This window comes from Hyphomonas sp., assembly GCF_965284475.1.
Taxonomy (GTDB): domain Bacteria; phylum Pseudomonadota; class Alphaproteobacteria; order Caulobacterales; family Hyphomonadaceae; genus Hyphomonas.
Window position 1 is genome coordinate 2414449 of the sequence record NZ_OZ260087.1, and the last position, 19453, is coordinate 2433901.

The following is a 19453-nucleotide window of genomic DNA, read 5'->3' on the forward strand; positions in this document are numbered from 1 at the left end:
CCTATGAGTTTCATGCTTCGAAAATCTCAGGACCGACCGCAGGCGCGCCCAACGCCGCGTGTGGCCCCCGCATCGATCATCGCTGTTGCCAGTGGCAAGGGCGGTGTCGGGAAGACATTCATGGCGATCACCCTCGCCAGTGCCTTTGCCCAGGCTGGCAAACGCACGCTGCTGGTCGATGGCGACCTTGGCCTCGCCAATGTCGACGTACAGCTCGGCATCGCGCCGGAAACCGATCTGGCGGCGGTTATCGCCGGATGGGTCGAACTTGATGACGCGGTAACGCCGATTGATGGTGGCGCGGCTGGTGGCGGCTTTGATGTGCTGCCTGGCCGTTCCGGTTCAGGCGCGCTGGCCGAACTGCCACCCGAGGAGGTCGCCCGCCTTGCAGCCGGTCTTTCGGCGCTTGCCCTGCAATACGATCAGGTCGTCCTCGACCTTGGCGCGGGCATCGAAGCCAATTGCATGCGCCTGGCCCGTGCTGCCGACAAGGCGCTCATGGTCATCACCGACGAGCCGACCTCGATGACCGACGCTTATGCCTTCATCAAGGTGCTGCGCGGTTATGCACCTAACGTTGAGCCGGTCATCTGTATCAATCAGGCGGATACGCGTGCCGGCGGCCAGCGCACCTATGAGGCGATTGCCCGCGCCTGCCAGACCTTCCTCGGATTCCGTCCACACCTTGCGGGCATCGTCATGCGCGATCCCAAGGTGCGGGACGCTATCCGTTGCCAGAAGACGCTGATCTCGACGGATCAGCAAGCACAGCCGATCCAGGATGCGATCGCCATCTCCCAGATGCTGATAGGCAATGCCCCCGCGGCGGAGCTTGGTTATTAATCAGTGTGAAGAAAGTGGAATTATCTGAGGTCGAACCTGCTAGCCGTTAACCTTCGTTAAAGAAACGGGCTGTAGGATTCACAAGGTTACACAAAGCGACTAGGTTGGTCGTATAAATGATTCGGGAGACGAGCCATGCGCGTCCTGCTAATTGAAGACGATAGCGCTGTAGCGCGTTCCATCGAACTGATGCTGAAAGCCGCAGGCTTCAACATCTATACGACCGATCTGGGTGAGGAAGGCGTCGATCTCGGCAAGGTCTACGAGTACGACATGATCGTGCTTGACCTGTCGCTGCCCGACATCTCCGGCTATGAAGTTCTCAAACAGCTGCGCATGGGCCGTGTGAACACGCCCGTGATGATCCTGTCTGGCAATCCTGACATCGAAGCCAAGGTGAAAACACTCGGCTATGGCGCTGATGACTATCTCACAAAGCCGTTCAACAAGGATGAGCTGATTGCCCGTATCACGGCCATCGTGCGCCGTTCCAAGGGACATGCTGAAAGCGTTATCCGCACCGGCGAAATCCTGGTCAACCTGGATGCGAAGACAGTCGAAGTCGACGATGAGCGCGTCCATCTGACCGGCAAGGAATACCAGATGTTTGAGCTGCTTTCCCTGCGCAAGGGTACGACGCTCACCAAGGAAATGTTCCTCAACCATCTTTATGGCGGCATGGACGAGCCTGAGCTGAAAATCATTGACGTGTTCATCTGCAAACTTCGCAAGAAGCTGCAGCAGGCCACCGGCGGCCAGCACTATATCGAAACCGTCTGGGGCCGCGGCTATGTGCTGCGCGATCCACGCCCGAGTTCGAAAACCAACGAAATTGAAGAAGCCGCCTGAGGGCTTCAGATCATTCACGATTTTCAAAAGCCCGGCCATCACGGCCGGGCTTTTCCGTATCTGAAGCCGAGGCTGGATGTGGCGCGCCTGCACTCATGTCAAATTGCAGCTGTAGATGTCCGGCATCCGGCGGTATCAGGTCATGGGCAAGGCCTGTGTGACGGGCGCGGGCAATGGCGTGGGTCGTTGACGGACCGGGGAACAATATGACGATCATCAGGACAGCAATCCTCCTCGCGGCCATGCTCACACCTGGCGGCTGTGTCACGCTGGTGCGTGGGGACGCCCCCGTCCTGGATCAGTCCTCGCACGCCTATATTGCCGGGTTTGCGCCGGATGTGCGCATGACGGGTTCGGACAATGCGGATTTCCTGGCGCGCACGGGAAACACGCTGGAACGCCTGGAGGCCCGCTCCGGCGATGATGCCATCGATATTCTCGCACTGTCGGGCGGCGGCGCCGGTGGGGCTTTTGGTGCTGGCGCAATCGTTGGCCTCACCCAGTCCGGCAAGCGACCCGAGTTCGAGATCGTGACGGGGGTCAGTACAGGCGCCCTGATCGCGCCGTTCGCCTTTCTCGGCCCGGAATGGGATGACGAGCTGACCGAAGCCTATACCGGCGGCATGAGCGCCGACATTATCGGCCGCCCCGGCATCGGCACGGTGTTCCGCGTCGGTGTGTTCGATGATGCGTCACTGCGCCGACTGGTCGACCATTTCGTCACCCGTGAACTCGTCGATGCCGTTGCCAGGGAAGCGACCGACGGGCGAATGCTGCTTGCCGCAACAACCAATCTCGACAGCGAGGAGACCGTGATCTGGGATCTTGGTGCGATCGCCCGTCGCGGCGGCGAACCGGCCCGGCAATTGTTCGTGAACGTGCTCGTCGCGTCGTCGAGCGTGCCGGGTGTCTTCCCGCCGGTCATGTTTGATGTTGATGCAGCCAGTGGCACCTACCAGGAAATGCACGTCGACGGCGGCACGACTGTGCCCTTCTTCATCGCGCCTCATGCCGCCTTCCTGACCGGCGAGAAACTGGACGTTCTGGAAGACATCAACATCTATGTCATCATCAATGGACAGCTCGGAACCCTGCCGCGGGCGACGCCTGTAAGCACGGTGCCCATCACGATGCGGGGCTTTTCCGTGGTGCTGATGCATATGGCCCGTACCGAGCTGGCGCTGACTGCGTCTTTCGCGGCCCAGCACGGCATGAACCTCAGGCTTGCGAGTATTCCTGCGGCAATTACGTTTGCGGGCTCACTTGATTTTGAAACCGTGAACATGCGCAAACTGTTTGATTTTGCCCGCGCCTGCGCCGCAAGCGACCGCCTCTGGCTCGACATTCAGGATGCGCTCGCCCGGGTTGGCGGCGTGGCCGGTTCCGAAACAGAGTGTGGCAGTGGCGCTGCGCTGCCAGAGCCTGATGTGCAGATGGTGCAGGAATAGGCGTCAGATGACCCGGAGGCCTGCCGGGCCTGCTTCCATGCGACCGATCGCGGCGGCGCCGACATGACCGTGCTTCGCGAACACGTCCAGCACCCGGTCCACAGCGTCCGGCGCGCAGGAGACGAGCAGACCGCCGCTGGTTTGCGGGTCGCACAGGATGTCGAGATCTGCGTCGGACAACTGACGCTCCAGCGTGACGGCGGCCTTGACCGAGTCCCAGTTGCGGCCCGACGCACCGGTCTTCACTCCCGCCTCGGCGAGGCGTCGTGCCCCCTCGAATACCGGGACCAGCCCCCCGTCGACCACTCCGCTCATCCCGGCGCCACGGCACATCTCCGACAGGTGGCCCAACAGGCCGAACCCGGTCACATCGGTCGCGGCATGTACGCCGTCAATGCCGGCCAGTTCGGTGCCCGGCGTATTGAGCCGCGTGGTTGAGGCGATCATTTCGGCATAGTCGGAATCCTCAATGATTCCGCGCTTCAGCGCTGCGCTGTAGATGCCGACACCCAGCGGCTTGCCGAGGATCAGCACGTCTCCGGCCCGGGCGCCGGAGTTCAGCAGCATCCTGCCCGGATGCACAAGTCCAAGCGCCACAAGGCCGTAAATCGGCTCGGCCGCATCAATGGAATGCCCGCCAGCAATCGGCGCACCTGCAGTTTCCGCTACAGATTGCCCGCCTGCGAGAATGGCTCGGATCGTCGTGTTGGAAATCTTGCCAATCGGCATGCCCACGATGGCCAGGCAGAAAATCGGCTTCGCCCCCATGGCAAACACGTCCGACAGCGCGTTGGTCGCCGCGATTCGTCCGAATGTGTGCGGGTCATCGACAATCGGCGTGAAAAAGTCGGTCGTGGCGACCAGGGCGGTGGTCTCATTGACCCGGTAGACAGCGGCATCATCGCTCGTCGCCGCATCGACGATCAGATCCGTATTGCCGATGGCCAGCGGCATCTCGCTCAGAATGTCTGCCAGCACGTTTGGCGCGAGCTTGCAGCCGCACCCGCCGCCATGGGCAAGGGAGGTGAGGAGGGGCTCGGTTACGGTGTCGGGCATGGGTGTGGTCCTTGTGTGTCACAGGGGCTTAGCGCGCAGGCCTCTGGCGAGGCAATGAAAACCTGCTAAGCGTGACCCCGATGCCCTACCTTGAAACCGTCACGGACCTAGGCCCCGAAACCCTGTCGCGCTTCGATGCCATTATCGATGTGCGCTCGCCTGCAGAATACGCCGACGACCATATGCCCGGGGCGATCAACCTGCCTGTCCTCAGCAATGCCGAGCGGGCCATTGTCGGCACGATCTACAGGCAGGAGAGCCCGTTTCGCGCCAGTCGCGTTGGCGGCGCCATCGTTGCGCGCAACATTGCCGGGCATCTCGAAACTGCGCTGGCAGACATGCCACGCGGCTGGCGGCCGCTCGTCTATTGCTGGCGCGGGGGGATGCGATCCAATGCGATGGCGACAATCCTCTCATCCGTGGGCTGGCCGGTCGGACTGGTCAAAGGCGGCTACAGGACATGGCGGCGGGACGTCGTCGCGGGACTGGACGGCGACACCTCGCCTTTGCCAATTATCCTGATCGACGGACCGACAGGAAGCGGCAAGACAGCCATTCTCCAGGCGCTTGAGGATCAGGGCGGCCAGGTGATTGATCTGGAAGGCCTCGCCAACCACCGGGGATCGGCCTTCGGTGGCTTTGATGACCTGCCACAGCCGGCCCAGCGCCTGTTCGAGACTCATATCTGGGACCAGTTGCGGCAGTTTGACCTGTCGTGCCCGATCTTTGTCGAAGCTGAATCCGCGCGGGTGGGCGTGCGCCGTGTGCCCCGGCGCCTGTGGCATGAGATGCTGGCCGCGAAACGGGTCGAGATCCGCGCACCGGCATCGGTGCGCAGTGAGTTCCTCGTCAGGGCTTATGGAGATGCAGTCAATGATCCCGGCAGCGTGGCGCGTGCGCTGGCCCTGCTGAAACCGTTTCACGCCAAGGAGACACTCGCCGGGTGGCAGGCGCTGGCGGATGCGGGTGAACATCGTAAGCTGGCGGAAGCCCTGATGCTGGCACACTATGATCCGCTTTATGCCCGCAGCCGCAAGCGGCGCGAAGACACACCTGTTCAGATTATCGACCTGCCAGCTTTGTCAGCGGATGATATAGAGGCTGCGGCGAAAGCCATACTCACACAGGCTTAACCGCGTGCCGCTTCCGTGCCCATCCGGGCGAGTTCGTCGGCGCGTTCATTGCCGGGGTCGCCGGCATGCCCCTTCACCCATTTCCACGTTATGTCGTGTCGCTGGCAGGCCTCGTCGAGCGCCTGCCACAGGTCCTGGTTCTTGACCGGCTTCTTCGCGGCGGTCTTCCAGCCATTGCGTTTCCAGCCCCTGATCCATTTGGTCAGGCCATCCTTCACATAGGTGGAATCAACATGCAGCGTGATCTTCGACGGCTGCCTGACCGCGTTCAGGGCTTCGATCGCAGCCATCATTTCCATGCGGTTATTGGTCGTCTGCTTGTCGCCGCCGAACAGTTCCCTGCGCTTGTCACCCGCCACCAGCAGGGCGCCCCAGCCGCCGGGGCCGGGATTGCCGCTGCAGGCGCCATCGGTCCAGATTTCGATCATGTCAGTCATGGATCTCAGGTGATGAGCTTTGCCCGAAGCGTCAAGCGTCAGAAGACGTTCACGTCGACATCGGACAGCTGGTTGGCCGGTTTTACGATGGCATGGAAGAGCAGCCCGCAGCCTGTCCCTGCAATGGCGCCGATCATGCCGCCTGAGAGCAAGGCGCCGAGGCCGCTCATCACGCCGCCAATCAGGCCGAACAGTCCGGTCGTACTGCCGACAAGGATCGCGCCCCAGATGCTGCCCCAGCGGACATAGGGTATGCGACGCACAATGCCGCGATAGGGCAGCCGGCCGATGGAGAGGCCTAGCGCCAGCCAGGCGGCGGGAACAGTGATGAAGAACAGGATGAAATTATAGGTCGCCAGCTGCATGCCACCATACATGCCGCTCATGAAACCGTCGTCCCGCAAGCCCGGGTTCATCGCAGCCCCAGACAGTCCCCCGAGCATGGACAACAGGCCAGTGCTTACGGCGCCCAGTAGCGTCACACCGAGGCAGGCCGCCAGTGACGCGAGCAGCAGGCCTGTCTTGATCCGCCTGAAGCGGCGCGTCTGAACCGGGCCGGCATAGCTGGGTACAGGAAGGTCAGCCTCGGGGAGCGGCGGGCCCGTCACGCCGCTGCGATCCTGTCAGGTCGGCGGACAAGCCAGAAGAGGCCAGCAGAGAGCAAGCCGGTCACGGGGCCGGCAAGCAGAAGCGGCCAGGCATCAAGCAAGCCGAGCGGGTGGCGCCAGCTGCCGGTGGCCATGAAATAGATGAGCATGGTGACGGTCCCGACCGCGACGCCCAGCAGACTGTAGGTCAGCCCGCCTGTGCGGCCATTCCGGACCAGCCATCCATGGGCAGGCAGACCTGCGATCGCCATCGTGGGCCAGCCAAGCACAGCGCCCATGGCCGCGCCAAATGCGCCAAAGCCGACAAGACTGGTCGCGATCTCCCGCAGCGTCGCCGGCCGGTATTCGGCCGAATTCACCTCAACCTGAAAGACCAGTTCCGGTGCAATCGCCATGACCAGCAAGGCCGCTGCGATCGCAGCGGCCACGACAGGCGCAAACAGGGTGGCAAAGACCAGCTGGATCAGGTGTTTCCGGTTGCCGTTCAAGCGCCATAGCCTTCCGCTGTGTTCACCTTGCGATGAAACGCCAGGCGTCCGGCATATTCGAGGGGGTTTTTGGGCTTTACAAGGGCACCGGCGGGCGTTGACGACCAGTCGACAAGGCGGGTGAGGAAGAAGCGCAGTGCAGCGCCGCGTGCCAGGACAGGCAGCGCCGCGCGCTCGGACGGCTCCAGGGGGCGCACGCTTTCATAGCCTGCAATCAGGGCTGCGCCCTTGGAGAAATTATAGTCGAGCGAAGCCCCGCCGCCATCCTCGAACGCCCAGGCATTGAGGCATACAGCCAGGTCATAGGCGAGGGCGTCGGTACAGGCGAAATAGAAATCGATGGCACCGGAAAAGTGGTCCCCGAGGAAGAATGCATTGTCCGGGAATAGGTCGGCATGGATCGTGCCGCGTGGCAGGCCAAGTGCTTGCGGCTTTGCGGCGGCAATTTCGGACAGGTCAGCGGCTATGGCATCAGCCAGGCCGGGCTGAAGACCTTCCGCGTCCGCTTCGTGGCCCGTCCAGAGCCGCGGCCAGGATGCCGGGCCGAGGCTGTTTGCTCGCACCAGATCGAAATCTGCAAGGGCGAGATGCATCCGCGCCATGCCTGCGCCAAGCTCATGGCATTGTGCGACGTTCGGCCTGCGCGGTGAAAGACCCTCGAGGAAGGAGACGATCAGGGCAGGGCGGCCTTCCAGCGTGCGCAGGGCCGACCCGTCCCGCGCCTCGATGGGCGACGGGCAGGGAAAGCCCCTGTCGGCCAGATGCTGTTTCAGGGCGACGAAATAGGGAAGGTCATCAGCGTTCACCCGCTTTTCGAACAGGGTCAGTATGTAGCGGCCCGTCTCTGTCTCGAGATAATAGTTCGAGTTCTCGACACCCTCGGCAATCCCCTTGAAGGACAGGGGATTGCCGAGGGCATATTCAGCGAGGAACGCAGCAAGCGCTTCGTCCGAAACCTGCGTATAAACAGCCATCCGGCCGGATTAGCTGGCCTTGGCGAGCATGTCACGCAACAACGTCTTGCCTGCCAGCAAGTAGTGAAGCGCCGCCCAGGCATATCCGCAGCTGAAGATCAGGATCGACCATTGCAGGCCCTTGGCATCGGCGTTGGAGCAGGCGGCCAGTTCTGCCGCGTTCAGTTCCGCCACAGCCTTGCAGGCATCCAGGGTCAGCCCGAGATCCGCGCCCGACAGGACGACGGACTTGAGGACGGAGGACAGGATGCCTATGACCGGTGGCCCAAGACCATAGCCGAGCAGGTTGACCACGAACAGCGTGATCGCCACAGCCGTTGCACGCATCCGGCTGTCGACGACACCACCTGCGACGGCGTACATCGGGCCAAGGTAGAAATAGTGGATCATCGCCGCGACCATTAGCGGCGGCATGGCGATCCAGAGATTGCTGGCCGAATAGCCGATCAGGTAGAATGGCACCGACAGAAGCATGCCCAGCGCAGGAATCCACGAAAGGGCTGTCGGGTGGCGCTTGGCCACCTTGTCGGCCAGGAAGCCGGACGTGAACACACCTATGGCCGCCATGACACCCAGGATGATGCCGAACAGCAGGGATGCCTGCTGGATCGTCAGGCCATGGGTGCGGATCAGGAAGGATGTGGTGAACTGGCCAACGCCATAGCCGACAAAGGAGGCGATCGTCGCCCCGAGGGTTATGTGCCAATAGGTTGGCTTGCTCATGAGAACCCTGAAAGCCTCACCGAAACCGGCCTTGGCCATGCCTTGCAGCGCAACCGGATCGGAATGACCGCGCGCCGGTTCCCTGACTGTCAGTTTGACGATCAGCGAGACCAGCAGGCCGGGCAGGCCGACCATGACGAAGGCAATGCGCCAGCCTTCAATCTGGCTCCAGTCCACGGCATTGACGGCGAAGGTCCAGCCCCAGGCACGGAACAGGGCCTCTGCATTGTCGCCGGTTATGTTGCCCGCGATGAAGCCGCCAAAAATCGCCGCAAACATGCCACCAAGCGGCACGCCCAGTGCGTATATGGACACAGCTGTCGAGCGGCTGCGGGGGTCGAAATAGTCAGCAATCAGCGAGTTGGCAGGCGGCGTACAGCCAGCTTCACCAATGCTGACACCGACCCGGAACAGGAACAGCATGAGGAACGACGTGGCAAAGCCGCAAAGCGCCGTCATCAGGCTCCAGAGGAACACCGCGCCGGCAATGATCCAGACCCGATTATGCCGCTCCGAGAAGCGCGCAATCGGAATGCCGAGAAACGTGTACAGGACAGCGAATGCCGGTCCGCCCAGAAGGCCCATCTGCCAGTCTTCAAGCCCGAACGATGCCTTGATTGGCTCGGTCAGGATATTGATGATCGTCCGGTCGATGAAGTTGAAGATGTAGACGATCAGAAGGGCGCCCAGCACATAAGAACGATACCCTTTCGTCCCATAGCCGGAATTTGGGGCTGCGATTGATGCAGTGGGAGACGAATGGCTCATTCAGGGTCACTCTCTATACGTATGGTATGACGGCGGGAGACCGCCAGTAAGGGGCTCATTCAGGGTTGAAACGGTCGCGGAGATAGGTGCGACTTGCCATGTAATAGCAGGCCGCCGCTGCGATAAAGACAAGCACGGTGGCCGCCATCGACTGGCGCAGGCCATCGCCATAGGCCGCGCAGAGCGCCGGACCAGCCTCGCCGAGTTCAAGTATCTGTGCGCCGCACATCTTGGGATCGAAGGCTGCGGCCAGGTCGCCATAGCCTGACAGGCCGATTTCACGGGCCATGAAGAAATCGCTCATGGCGCCCACGAAGAGTGGACCGATTCCATTGCCGATAAGGCTGATGATCAGAAGCAGGACGGCGATTGTGGTGGCACGTGAGCGCGGGCTGACAATGCCCGTGCCCACTGAGTACTGCGCGCCGAGATAGGCATAGTGTCCGACCGCCGCAATGGCCCAGAGGATGAATGCCATGAGAAGCGTGGGGCTGAAGAAAGCGGCGATATAGGCAGGCACGGCAACAAGCAGACCGACAGATGGCAGCCAGGCCACGACGGCCGGAAAACGCCCGCTGAGCTTTTCTGACAGAAAACCCCCGATGAATGTGCCCAAAGCGGCGAATGCCGCCAGCGGCGCGCCATACATGATGGCGGCTTCACGCACGCCGATCCCATGCACACGCTGCAGGAAGGGTGCCTGGAAACTGATCAGGCCGTAGCCGACAAAGGCCACGAGGGCCGCTCCGATGGCCAGCCACCAGAAAGTGGGCTTGCGGCCGAATTCCTGAAACGCCTCGAAGAAGGGTGCCTTGCGGGTCGGGTCGGCGTCGGGCGGATCGGAATAGCCGCGCGGCGGCTCCTTGATCGTGAGCCAGAGAATAAGCGCGATAATTACCCCGGGTGCGCCGATCACGACGAAAGCGATGCGCCAGCCTTCGACCGTCGTCCAGTCAATGCCCGAGAACAGGAATCCGAGACCGATGGAATCGATCCAGGCGCCGAAATCGGCCCCCTTGATCGAGGCAATCGTGCCGCCGAACAATTGCGCCAGTACGGCGCCAATGGTCACGCCCATGGAATAGATGCCGATGGCATTCGCGCGGCTTTTCGGAGGAAAGTAATCCGTGATGATGGAATTGGCTGGCGGCGTGCAGCCTGCTTCCCCGATGGCGACACCGACGCGGAAGATCAGCAGCCACAAAAAGGATGTCGCCAAGCCGCACAGGGCGGTCATGATCGACCAGACGATGACGCAGACCGCGATCACCATGACCCGGTTGCTGCGATCGGCCCACATGGCGATTGGAATGCCCATGAGTGCATAGAACAGGGCGAAGGGTGGGCCTGACAGGAGGCCCCACTGGGTGTCATTCAGGCTGAATGTGTTGATGATCGGCTGGGCAACGACCGAGATGAGTGTCCGGTCGATGAAGTTGAGCGTGTAGATCAGCATCAGCGCGATCAGGACATAGGAGCGATAGCCCTTTGACCCGTATCCGGTCAGTTGACCCTGCGTAACGGTGTTAGCCGCGGTGGTGTCGGTCATGCGCTGTCAGCCTCCCTGGAATTGTCGCACTCTGACGGCGCGTTCTCAATTCGACACGGTAGCGGTCCGTCGGTCATCTGCAAGTGTTATCGCAACGTCATCGTCAGATCAGGCCTGCCGTCGGGAAGCGGGTGACACCGCCGGTTCCGGCGACCAGGCGGTTATGAACCGTGATGTAGAACGGGCCGGGCGCGTCGATAATTTCGCGGGTCATGTCATTATCGGCCCGCGACGGTATCGTGTCGCCGGAGGTGTGATTGTGAGCCAGAATCAGGCTGGACGCCTGCAGCTCAAGGGCCCGTCGGGCGATGTCACGCGGAAAGACCGGGCATGGTCGACCGTTCCATGCCCCATGATCCCGTCAGCGATGAGCTGGTTCGTGCGATCCGGGAACAGGACACGAAAATGCTCGCGTTTCTCATGCTGCACGCGGCGCGAACATAGTCGATCAGGGATGACCAGGACGAAATGGCGGGCCGCCGCCGGATTTCCTCCCGCGCCACACGAGACTGAACCTCCGCGACTGCCCCGGGACAGACCGCGACCGTTTCGCCGGTACCGTCCACCTTGATCAGGTCGGCGCCGCGCGACAGCAACCTGCCGCGCAACCGCTCGCGATGGCCCTGCCAGTGCGGTTTCGTGTCGGGTTGGCCGTCGCGCCCCCCGGCATGGCCTATTGCTTCACGGTGTGGGGCGTGTGCAGGCCCCTGGGCGACTGGGTAAAGATTTCAAAACCCGTCTCGGTGACACCGACGGAATGCTCGAACTGGGCCGACAACTGGCGGTCGCGTGTCACGGCGGTCCAGCCGTCCGGCAGGATTGCTGCGTCCTTGCGGCCGAGGTTCAGCATCGGCTCAACCGTGAAGAACATTCCGGGTTTCAGTTCCGGACCGGTGCCATAGTCGGATGAGTGCACGACATTCGGTTCGTCATGAAACAGGCGGCCAAGGCCATGCCCGCAGAAGTCTTCGACCACCGACATGCGATTGAGGCGGGCGATTTCCGAAATGGCGCCGCCGATGTCGCCGAACCGGGCGCCGGGTTTGACGGCATGTATGCCGGCCATCATCGCTTCATAGGTTACATCCATCAGCCGTTCGGCTTTGCGCTTTACGTCACCAACCCCGTACATGCGGGAGTGGTCGCCGTGCCAGCCGTCAAGGATGCAGGTTACGTCAATATTGGCGATATCGCCTTCCTTGAGCGGCTTCGCGCCCGGGATACCGTGGCAGATCACATGGTTCACCGAAATGCAGGACGCATGGCGATATCCGCGATAGCCGATGGTCGCCGATTGTGCGCCATGATCAAGCACGAACTCACGCACCAGGTCGTCGAGATATTTCGTGGTGACACCCGGTTTCACTTCGCTGACCAGCATGTCGAGGCATTCGGCCACGATGCGTCCTGCCCTGCGCATGCCTTCAAAGCCTTCCGCATCGTGGATGCGGATTTCGCCAGTGCGCATGGGCAGGAGCGCTGTTGTGTCATTCATGATTCAGGCTTTCAGGTCTCTTCAGCTGAATGTGGCAGCGATTGACGCAAATTTCCACCCCGGAGCCTGTGTTAATCAGGCTTCCAGCCTGGCCTCCAGGCTGATCTCGATGGCGCCGAGGGCAACCGAGACCGGGCACGACTCCTTTGCCTTGGTTGCGGTCTCGCGAAAGTCAGCCTCACGCGCGCCCGGCACCTTGCCGACAAGCGTCAGCGCGCTGCTGACGATCCTGAAGCCACCGCCATCCTTCGGTTCAACGGTCACAACAGCTTCAGCTTCCAACCTGTCAGCCGGGGTGCCGTTCTCGGCAAGCATGTGCGAGAGTTGCATGGCGAAGCATCCGGCATGGGCCGCCGCGAGCAGCTCTTCCGGGTTGGTGCCGGACTTGCCGCTTTCGTCTTCAAATCGGGACTTGAAGGAATAGCCGTGCGCCTTGAGGGCGCCGCTTTGCGTATCGATCGTTCCGGTGCCATCGCTGAGGGCACCTTTCCAGATAGCGGTTGCATGGCGTTTCATGGATAGCTCCTTGTATGTGAGTTGGAGGATCATAGCATCAAATGCATGGCCCCCCGCCATGTTCCGGCTTGGCGAGCCCTGGATGGCATGCCATCAGATGGCATGTCCGATGACCAGCCCACTGCCGCCGTCCTCCTGATCGGCGATGAAATCCTCTCGGGCCGCACCCGCGACATAAATCTCCAGCAGATCGCGAAATATCTCGCGCCGCTGGGCATTCCGGTCATGGAATCGCGCACGGTTGCCGATGTTCAGGCGAGCATCGTGAAGGCGGTCAACGAACTTCGCGCGGCTTATACGTATGTCTTCACCACAGGGGGGATCGGCCCGACGCATGATGACATTACCGCTGACGCAATTGCGGCGGCCTTTGGCGTGGGCATTGGCGAACATCCGGACGTGATTGCCATGCTTTCGGAACGCTATGCCGAGATGAAAACCGAATTCACGCCCGCCCGCCGCCGCATGGCGCGTATCCCTCACGGTGCAACTCTCGTGACCAACCCGGTTTCGGGTGCGCCGGGGTTCCAGATGGAGAATGTGTTCACGCTGGCGGGGGTGCCCCAGGTTGCGCGCGGCATGCTGGAAAGTATCGGTCCGCGCCTTCGCACGGGCGCGGTGGTGCACAAGGTCACTATACGCGGGATTGGATTGCGCGAAGGCGATATCGCCGAACCGCTCGGCGCGCTGGCAGCCGAGATACCGGATGTGGCCTTTGGGTCCTATCCATGGTTCCGTTCGCTGGGCGACAATGGCGTCCATCTTGTTGCCAGCACAATCCATGAAGACCTGATTGAGAATGTCACCCTGCGGCTCGAAGGGATTATCGCGGCAACCGGCGTGAAGCCCGAGCGCATGGAGGAGGATGTCAAGTGACAGCGATTTTAAAACGTACACCGATCATATGGGCGCTGTTCGTGGCGCAGCTGCTGACAGGTTTTGGCTTTGGCATTTTTAACGGTGCAGTCGGGGGCACTTATCTCGACATGATCACGCAGGGGGAACACGCCAGGTCCCTGGTGGCCAGCCTGAGCGATGCGCAGCGCTGTGCGCATTTCTGGGTCACCGTCCTGCTCGATACTGCTTATCCCCTCGCCTATGGGGGCTTCTTCGCGGCAATGGCGCTGCGCTTCTGGGGCCGGTTTGGCAGACTGGCCGCGCTGCCGGCAATTGCGACGATCATCGTCGACCTGACCGAGAACACCGTGCAGGCGCTCGCGCTTTCCGGCGCCGCTGACGTGCTGGACGCCAAGGACTGGCTGACGCCGCTGAAATTCGGACTCTTCTGTCTCGCTGCGGCAATTGCCCTCATCGCGCTCGTCATCGCAGTCGTGAACATTTTCCGCAAACGGCAGGCCTGAACGGCCTCGTCAAAACAAAAGATCACTGGAAGGAACCCGGCATGGCCGAGAACATCATCACGGTTGAGCGCGACGAAGCCGTCGCAATTGTCACCCTGAACCGGCCTGATGCGCTGAATGCGCTCAGCCGGGCCTTGCGCGCCGAGATATCGCGCGTGTTTACCGAACTGGCGGAAGACAAGGATATTCGCGCCGTTGTGCTGACCGGGGCCGGACGGGCCTTCACCGCCGGCGTAGATCTCAAGGAGGCCGGCGAGACCGGGTTTGCCCTCGGGGCCGACGGCGGCGACATCGACATTGCCAGGGCAATCACGGCGTATCCCTGGCCTGTCATCGGGGCGATCAACGGATTTGCCATCACGGGCGGTTTCGAACTCGCCCTGATGTGCGATGTCCTTCTCGCGTCGGAGAATGCGAAATTCGCCGATACTCATGCCCGTGTCGGCATCATGCCGGGTTGGGGCCTGTCGCAGAAACTCTCCCGTCTCATCGGAATCAGCCGCGCCAAGGAACTCTCCTTCAGTGGCAATTTCCTCGATGCCGAGACGGCCGAGCGCTGGGGCCTCGTCAACCGGGTCTACAAGGCCGACGAGTTGCTGCCCGCCGCCCGCAAGCTGGCCCATGAAATGACAAGCTGCGATCCGGTCCTTCTGCGCGGCTACAAGAAGATGATTGATGATGGCTTCGCCATGCCCTTCGGCGACGCGCTGAAAGAAGAGATCCGGCGCTCAGCGGCGCATGCGGCGAGCGTCACGGCCGAGAGCGTGGAAGCAGCGCGCAAGAAGGTCACCGAGCGCGGTCGCGGACTCAACTAGAACAAAAGGAATAATCCCATGAGAGATGTTGTAATCTGCGAGCCATTGCGCACGGCAGTCGGCGGATTTGGAGGCGGCTTCAAGACAGTGCACGCGCACGAACTGGCCAGCCATGTCATCAGTGATCTCATGACGCGCACAAAGCTGGCGCCGGAAGCGGTCGAGGATTGTATTTTCGCCCAGTGCTACCCGACGATGGAAGCGCCGGCTTTCGGCCGGATGGTCGCTCTCGATGCCGGCCTGACGACTTCGACGGGCGGATACCAGATTGACCGGCGTTGCGGTTCGGGCCTGCAGGCGGTGATCAACGCGATCATGCAGGTCGCCACGGGAGCAAATGATCTCGTCATCGCCGGCGGTGCCGAAAGCATGTCCAATGCCCCTTTCTTCTCGATCGAGATGCGCTGGGGCATGAAGGGCGATGGCCTGACCCTGCATGACGGCCTGTCACGCGGACGCTACACGGCTGGCGGCAGGTTCCATCCGGTGCCGGGCGGCATGATCGAGACGGCGGAAAACCTGCGCCGTGACTACCAGATCAGCCGTGACGCGCAGGATGAGTTCGCGTGGAACTCCCACCAGAAGGCTGCGGCGGCGCAAAAGGCGCGCAAGTTTGCTGCAGAGATAACACCCTTCACCGTCAAGGGCCGCAAGGGCGACACGATCGTGTCCGAGGATGAGCATATCCGTGCGGACTCGACGCTTGAGAAACTCGGTTCGTTGCGGGCGATCCGCGGCAAGGCTGATTCGGATGCGACCGTGACGGCAGGCAACGCGTCGGGCCAGAATGATGGCGCGGCCGCCTGCATCGTCTGCACCCGCCAAGCAGCCGACACATATGGTCTGAAACCCCTGGGGCGGCTGGTTTCATGGTCGGTGGCCGGCGTCGGGCCCGAGGTGATGGGTATCGGACCCGTCCCGTCGAGTCAGAAGGCAATGAAGCAGGCCGGACTGGAGATCAGGGATCTGGACCTGATCGAACTGAACGAGGCGTTTGCCTCCCAGGTGCTTGCCTGCACCAAGGCCCTGGGCCTGACGGACAGCGACATGGACCGGCTGAATGTCAACGGGTCCGGCATTTCGCTCGGTCACCCTGTCGGCGCGACAGGGGTGCGGATCCTGACCACGATGCTGCGCGAGATGGAGCGCCGCGAGGCCCGCTACGGTCTCGAGACCATGTGTATTGGCGGCGGACAGGGACTGGCTGCCATCTTCGAGCGGGTCACCTAGAAGGCCACGCCTGCGACCGACGCCCAGGGCATCGCACAGGCTGGACGATCATGGCCTGCCTGCTTGCCAAGTACGGCAGTCGCGAATAGTCACGGATGCCAGTGCGGGCGTGGCGAAATTGGTAAACGCAGCAGACTTAAAATCTGCCGGTCGCAAGGCCTTGCCGGTTCAAGCCCGGCCGTCCGCACCAACTCCACCAGACCGCGAAAAATGTCGCACGAAAGCCACAGTCGCGCCCGATCCGGGCGTTTATGGCCTGATACTTGCTGAAATCTTACTGACCGGCCTCATGCAGGTTCCGAATGACACCTATATGTTTTGGGAGGGAACAAGAGGGGGCGGCCAAACATATCTACAGGGCAGATCAGAAAAATCTGACTTGAAGGACAAGATACAATGTTGCGCACGCTTATCGTCTCTACCAGTTTCGCCATCATGGCGCTTTCCGCACAGGCCAGCCCCGAGGCTGAAGCGCTGATCGCCGGAACGGCCAGTCAGATTTCTACAACCCAGACAGGTGTCTCGCCCCTCACCGAGGCCATTGATGTGCAGGCCATTGCCCGCTTCACGCTGGGCAAGCATTCACGCCGCCTGAGTGAGGATGAACAGGTACGTTTCACGACGGCCTTCGAGAAATTCCTCATCGGCACGTTCGAGGACCAGAAAAACAGGATGAAGAACGCCACGGTCGAAGTCATCGGGTCTGTGGACCGCAGCGACAGGGACTCTGTGGTTGAAACGCGGGTGACCCAGAAGGGCGAAGATCCGATGACGGTGCGCTGGCGGGTGATTGAGCGCAATGGTGCATGGCGCGTCGTGGATGTCGAGGTTCTCGGCCTCTGGCTCGCGATCGAGCAGCGCGCACAGATCGCCGCCATTCTCGACAAGCCGCGTGCCACGATTGATGATGCGATTGCGGCTCTGGACTCCTGAAGGCCAGCCAGTAACCGGCAGACGGTAAAATTTCCGGGGGCGTCAGAGGAACTGGCGCCCTCAACCTGGTTGTGATGGTGCGTCGATTAGGGCAGTTTCCCGCTTCAACACCATCACAGGACCAGTCGCAAAATGCCTTTGCCCTTCAAGAGCCAGCTCCCCAACCTGGATGGAATTTACGCCGCCTTGTTTTCTGCGGCTGAAATCATCTACGCCGAACTCAAAAAAGGCGCTGGTTTGAAGTTTGCCACGTCCAGCAATGAATCCGGTGACGACCAGATCGAACTGGATGTCATTGCTGATGAGGCCTTCTTCGATGCGCTCAGGCGCGACGGCAATGTCAGGTATGTCGTGTCCGAAGAACGCCCCGGCCTGAACAGGATTTCCGATGGTCGCTACAGCGTCGCGCTGGACCCGCTGGACGGATCCAAATCCGCGCTGGTGGGCATCCCGTCCGGTGCCATCTTTGGCGTTTTCGAAAATGCAGACGTCGCCGGGGATTTCCATGGCCGGAACATTGTCAGCGGCGGCTTCTTTGTTTTCGGAATGAACCTGGAGGCCTATTTCGCGGATGGCGACAAGGTCTACAAAGGCATCTTCAATCAGGACACATCCACGTGGAAAGTCCTGCCGATTGAGGGCGGCCTGCCTTCAGCGGACGTCCTGGCGATCAATGGCCAGAACCAGATGGTCTGGGATACATGGCTGCAGGAACATTATGCCGACCTGCTGGACACACGTAACGGCACTGCCAGGCCCCACAATATGCGCTGGTATGCGTCCATGGTTTCCGACATGAAGCGTATGGTGCTGCAGGGTGGGCTTTTCGTGTATCCGCGCGCCAATACCAGGGGCTATGAAGAGGGCAAGCTGCGCCTCGTCTACGAGGCCATCCCCATGTCATTCCTCATTGCAGCCATGGGCGGCGCCTCGACCGATGGCGACCAGTCGCTTCTCGACGTGCCGGTGGCAAGCCTGCACCAGAAGACGCCTGTTTTCATCGGCGAGAAGAGCAAGATTGAACGGGTCGAAGCTGCGAAACGCAAACACAGCTGATATGTTCGCGTAAGCGGTGCCTCAGGCGGTCAGCCAGTCTGGCCGCACATAGGCTTCACCCAGATCGCTTGCGACCGCTTCGTGGGCAATCCTGCCGCCGTCGACGGTCAGTCCGCGTGCAAGGTGCGGGTTGGCGTTGATGGCCTCGCGCGCGCCCCTGCTGGCGATCTGCATGACGAAGGGCAGGGTGGCATTGTTGAGCGCATAGGTCGATGTCCGTGGCACCGCGCCGGGCATGTTGGCGACGCAATAGTGCAGGATGCCGTCGACATCATAGATCGGGTCTTCGTGGGTCGTCGCGTGGCTGGTCTCGAAACAGCCGCCCTGGTCGATGGCAATGTCGACCAGCACCGCCCCGGGTTTCATCGTCGAGAGTTGTGCACGCGAGATGAGCTTGGGCGCTGAAGCGCCGGGAATGAGCACTGCGCCAATGACCAGGTCGGCATCCTTTATGGCTTCTGCCAGCGAATGGGCCGTCGAATACATTGTCTTCAGGCTGCCGCGAAACTGCTCGTCCAGTTCTGCGAGGCGGTTATTGTTGCGGTCGAACACGGTGACATCGGCCCGCATCCCGACGGCGATCTCCGCCGCATGGGTGCCTGAAACCCCGCCGCCAATGATGACGACCCGGGACGGCGCAACGCCGGGGACACCGCCGAGCAGGATGCCGCGGCCACGCTTGGTGCGCATCAGGGCCCAGGCCGCGACCTGCATCGACATGCGGCCGGCGACCTGGCTCATTGGGCGCAGCAGAGGCAGGCCGCCTTCATCGTCAGTGACGGTCTCATAGGCGATCGCCATACAGCCCGACTTCATCAGGCCAGCGGCCTGAACGGGGTCCGGGGCAAGATGGAGGTAGGTGAAGAGCGTGTGCGCGGGGGTGAGGCGCGCCGTTTCTTCCGGCTGGGGTTCCTTCACCTTCACGATCAGTTCGCTGGCGCCGAAGACGGCATCGGCATCGGGCAGTATTGTCGCGCCGACAAGCGTGTACGCGTCATTCGCAAAGCCAGAGCCCAGCCCGGCCCCCGACTGGATGTTGACCATGTGGCCCGCCCGCGTCAGTTCGCCGACACTTTCAGGCGTGAGCCCGACACGCGATTCCTGCTTTTTGATTTCTGTTGGAACACCAATGCGCATGTCCGCTCTCCCTGGGGCAAACCATGCCTATAAA

Annotated in this window: 22 protein-coding genes and 1 tRNA gene; 11 read left to right on the forward strand and 12 right to left on the reverse strand. The window is 61.6% G+C overall.

Features of this window, described 5'->3' with window-relative positions; translation table 11 throughout:
- Window positions 1–3 precede the first annotated feature (3 nt).
- Window positions 4–843, forward strand: a complete 840-nt coding sequence (locus tag ACQ66M_RS11950; protein WP_430404002.1) for an AAA family ATPase — start codon at window positions 4–6, stop codon at window positions 841–843.
- 135 nt (window positions 844–978) lie between these two features.
- Complete coding sequence (ctrA, locus tag ACQ66M_RS11955) at window positions 979–1692, forward strand: response regulator transcription factor CtrA (protein ID WP_350170644.1); 714 nt, start codon at window positions 979–981, stop codon at window positions 1690–1692.
- A gap of 10 nt (window positions 1693–1702) precedes the next feature.
- On the opposite strand, the gene ACQ66M_RS11960 is transcribed toward ctrA, so the two are convergent.
- The gene (locus ACQ66M_RS11960) at window positions 1703–1909 is read right to left on the reverse strand and encodes a hypothetical protein (RefSeq protein WP_430404003.1); all 207 of its coding nucleotides are present in this window, start codon (window positions 1907–1909) and stop codon (window positions 1703–1705) included.
- On the opposite strand from ACQ66M_RS11960, the gene ACQ66M_RS11965 reads away from it, so the two are divergent.
- Window positions 1899–3140: a patatin-like phospholipase family protein gene (locus ACQ66M_RS11965; protein ID WP_430404005.1), complete on the forward strand. Its 1242-nt coding sequence runs from the start codon at window positions 1899–1901 to the stop codon at window positions 3138–3140. The genes ACQ66M_RS11960 and ACQ66M_RS11965 overlap by 11 nt on opposite strands.
- A gap of 3 nt (window positions 3141–3143) precedes the next feature.
- Here ACQ66M_RS11965 and selD read toward each other — a convergent pair whose 3' ends face one another.
- Window positions 3144–4196, reverse strand: coding sequence for a selenide, water dikinase SelD (gene selD, locus ACQ66M_RS11970; protein WP_430404007.1), 1053 nt, complete (start codon window positions 4194–4196; stop codon window positions 3144–3146).
- A gap of 80 nt (window positions 4197–4276) precedes the next feature.
- Between selD and mnmH the strand changes: the two genes are divergently transcribed.
- Window positions 4277–5329: a tRNA 2-selenouridine(34) synthase MnmH gene (mnmH, locus tag ACQ66M_RS11975; RefSeq protein WP_430405167.1), complete on the forward strand. Its 1053-nt coding sequence runs from the start codon at window positions 4277–4279 to the stop codon at window positions 5327–5329.
- Here mnmH and rnhA read toward each other — a convergent pair.
- The 9 genes from rnhA to ACQ66M_RS12020 form a co-directional block, all read right to left on the reverse strand.
- On the reverse strand, window positions 5326–5766 hold the full coding sequence (rnhA, locus tag ACQ66M_RS11980) for a ribonuclease HI (protein WP_350170648.1): 441 nt from the start codon (window positions 5764–5766) through the stop codon (window positions 5326–5328). The two genes, mnmH and rnhA, sit on opposite strands and share 4 nt — an antisense overlap.
- A gap of 38 nt (window positions 5767–5804) precedes the next feature.
- Window positions 5805–6374, reverse strand: a complete 570-nt coding sequence (locus ACQ66M_RS11985) for a hypothetical protein (protein ID WP_350170649.1) — start codon at window positions 6372–6374, stop codon at window positions 5805–5807.
- A complete protein-coding gene (locus ACQ66M_RS11990) occupies window positions 6371–6862 on the reverse strand; it encodes a hypothetical protein (RefSeq protein ID WP_430404009.1) in 492 nt (163 codons plus the stop codon). Before ACQ66M_RS11990 ends, ACQ66M_RS11985 begins: the two co-directional genes overlap by 4 nt.
- Complete coding sequence (thrB, locus tag ACQ66M_RS11995) at window positions 6859–7836, reverse strand: homoserine kinase (protein WP_430404011.1); 978 nt, start codon at window positions 7834–7836, stop codon at window positions 6859–6861. Before thrB ends, ACQ66M_RS11990 begins: the two co-directional genes overlap by 4 nt.
- Window positions 7837–7845: 9 nt before the next feature.
- Window positions 7846–9327: a spinster family MFS transporter gene (locus tag ACQ66M_RS12000; RefSeq protein ID WP_350170652.1), complete on the reverse strand. Its 1482-nt coding sequence runs from the start codon at window positions 9325–9327 to the stop codon at window positions 7846–7848.
- 55 nt (window positions 9328–9382) lie between these two features.
- Entirely contained in the window at window positions 9383–10876 is a 1494-nt protein-coding gene (locus ACQ66M_RS12005) for a spinster family MFS transporter (protein WP_350170653.1), read from the reverse strand.
- Window positions 10877–10979: 103 nt separating this feature from the next.
- On the reverse strand, window positions 10980–11186 hold the full coding sequence (locus tag ACQ66M_RS12010; protein WP_430405169.1) for a JAB domain-containing protein: 207 nt from the start codon (window positions 11184–11186) through the stop codon (window positions 10980–10982).
- A gap of 363 nt (window positions 11187–11549) precedes the next feature.
- The gene (gene map / locus ACQ66M_RS12015; protein ID WP_430404013.1) at window positions 11550–12371 is read right to left on the reverse strand and encodes a type I methionyl aminopeptidase; all 822 of its coding nucleotides are present in this window, start codon (window positions 12369–12371) and stop codon (window positions 11550–11552) included.
- 75 nt (window positions 12372–12446) lie between these two features.
- The gene (locus ACQ66M_RS12020; protein WP_430404015.1) at window positions 12447–12887 is read right to left on the reverse strand and encodes an OsmC family protein; all 441 of its coding nucleotides are present in this window, start codon (window positions 12885–12887) and stop codon (window positions 12447–12449) included.
- Window positions 12888–12989: 102 nt separating this feature from the next.
- Between ACQ66M_RS12020 and ACQ66M_RS12025 the strand changes: the two genes are divergently transcribed.
- From ACQ66M_RS12025 to ACQ66M_RS12055, 7 genes are all read left to right on the forward strand, one after another.
- Window positions 12990–13763 carry a competence/damage-inducible protein A gene (locus ACQ66M_RS12025; protein ID WP_430404017.1) on the forward strand — a complete coding sequence of 258 codons (774 nt, stop codon included), beginning with the start codon at window positions 12990–12992 and terminating at the stop codon, window positions 13761–13763.
- On the forward strand, window positions 13760–14248 hold the full coding sequence (locus tag ACQ66M_RS12030) for a hypothetical protein (protein ID WP_430404019.1): 489 nt from the start codon (window positions 13760–13762) through the stop codon (window positions 14246–14248). The genes ACQ66M_RS12025 and ACQ66M_RS12030 overlap by 4 nt, the downstream gene beginning before the upstream one ends.
- A 41-nt stretch (window positions 14249–14289) precedes the next feature.
- On the forward strand, window positions 14290–15063 hold the full coding sequence (locus ACQ66M_RS12035) for an enoyl-CoA hydratase (protein ID WP_350170657.1): 774 nt from the start codon (window positions 14290–14292) through the stop codon (window positions 15061–15063).
- Between the two features lie 18 nt (window positions 15064–15081).
- Entirely contained in the window at window positions 15082–16293 is a 1212-nt protein-coding gene (locus ACQ66M_RS12040) for an acetyl-CoA C-acetyltransferase (RefSeq protein ID WP_430404020.1), read from the forward strand.
- A 103-nt stretch (window positions 16294–16396) separates the two neighbouring features.
- Window positions 16397–16483 (forward strand) — tRNA-Leu (locus ACQ66M_RS12045).
- 206 nt (window positions 16484–16689) lie between these two features.
- Complete coding sequence (locus ACQ66M_RS12050) at window positions 16690–17226, forward strand: MlaC/ttg2D family ABC transporter substrate-binding protein (RefSeq protein WP_350170660.1); 537 nt, start codon at window positions 16690–16692, stop codon at window positions 17224–17226.
- Between the two features lie 132 nt (window positions 17227–17358).
- Window positions 17359–18282: a class 1 fructose-bisphosphatase gene (locus ACQ66M_RS12055; protein ID WP_430404022.1), complete on the forward strand. Its 924-nt coding sequence runs from the start codon at window positions 17359–17361 to the stop codon at window positions 18280–18282.
- A gap of 21 nt (window positions 18283–18303) precedes the next feature.
- Here ACQ66M_RS12055 and ald read toward each other — a convergent pair whose 3' ends face one another.
- The gene (gene ald / locus ACQ66M_RS12060; RefSeq protein ID WP_350170662.1) at window positions 18304–19419 is read right to left on the reverse strand and encodes an alanine dehydrogenase; all 1116 of its coding nucleotides are present in this window, start codon (window positions 19417–19419) and stop codon (window positions 18304–18306) included.
- Window positions 19420–19453: the final 34 nt, after the last annotated feature.

Bases quoted from the DNA above. Each gene is read 5' to 3' on its own strand.
- ACQ66M_RS12035 (WP_350170657.1), top strand. From the start codon at position 14,290: ATGGCCGAGAACATCATCACGGTTGAGCGCGACGAAGCCGTCGCAATT.
- ACQ66M_RS12025 (WP_430404017.1), top strand. From the start codon at position 12,990: ATGTCCGATGACCAGCCCACTGCCGCCGTCCTCCTGATCGGCGATGAA.
- ctrA (WP_350170644.1), top strand. From the start codon at position 979: ATGCGCGTCCTGCTAATTGAAGACGATAGCGCTGTAGCGCGTTCCATC.
- ACQ66M_RS12005 (WP_350170653.1), bottom strand. From the start codon at position 10,876: ATGACCGACACCACCGCGGCTAACACCGTTACGCAGGGTCAACTGACC.
- mnmH (WP_430405167.1), top strand. From the start codon at position 4,277: ATGCCCTACCTTGAAACCGTCACGGACCTAGGCCCCGAAACCCTGTCG.
- ACQ66M_RS12000 (WP_350170652.1), bottom strand. From the start codon at position 9,327: ATGAGCCATTCGTCTCCCACTGCATCAATCGCAGCCCCAAATTCCGGC.
- ACQ66M_RS12050 (WP_350170660.1), top strand. From the start codon at position 16,690: ATGTTGCGCACGCTTATCGTCTCTACCAGTTTCGCCATCATGGCGCTT.
- selD (WP_430404007.1), bottom strand. From the start codon at position 4,196: ATGCCCGACACCGTAACCGAGCCCCTCCTCACCTCCCTTGCCCATGGC.
- ACQ66M_RS12055 (WP_430404022.1), top strand. From the start codon at position 17,359: ATGCCTTTGCCCTTCAAGAGCCAGCTCCCCAACCTGGATGGAATTTAC.
- ACQ66M_RS11950 (WP_430404002.1), top strand. From the start codon at position 4: ATGAGTTTCATGCTTCGAAAATCTCAGGACCGACCGCAGGCGCGCCCA.
- map (WP_430404013.1), bottom strand. From the start codon at position 12,371: ATGAATGACACAACAGCGCTCCTGCCCATGCGCACTGGCGAAATCCGC.
- thrB (WP_430404011.1), bottom strand. From the start codon at position 7,836: ATGGCTGTTTATACGCAGGTTTCGGACGAAGCGCTTGCTGCGTTCCTC.
- ACQ66M_RS11960 (WP_430404003.1), bottom strand. From the start codon at position 1,909: ATGATCGTCATATTGTTCCCCGGTCCGTCAACGACCCACGCCATTGCC.
- ald (WP_350170662.1), bottom strand. From the start codon at position 19,419: ATGCGCATTGGTGTTCCAACAGAAATCAAAAAGCAGGAATCGCGTGTC.
- rnhA (WP_350170648.1), bottom strand. From the start codon at position 5,766: ATGACTGACATGATCGAAATCTGGACCGATGGCGCCTGCAGCGGCAAT.
- ACQ66M_RS12040 (WP_430404020.1), top strand. From the start codon at position 15,082: ATGAGAGATGTTGTAATCTGCGAGCCATTGCGCACGGCAGTCGGCGGA.
- ACQ66M_RS12020 (WP_430404015.1), bottom strand. From the start codon at position 12,887: ATGAAACGCCATGCAACCGCTATCTGGAAAGGTGCCCTCAGCGATGGC.
- ACQ66M_RS11965 (WP_430404005.1), top strand. From the start codon at position 1,899: ATGACGATCATCAGGACAGCAATCCTCCTCGCGGCCATGCTCACACCT.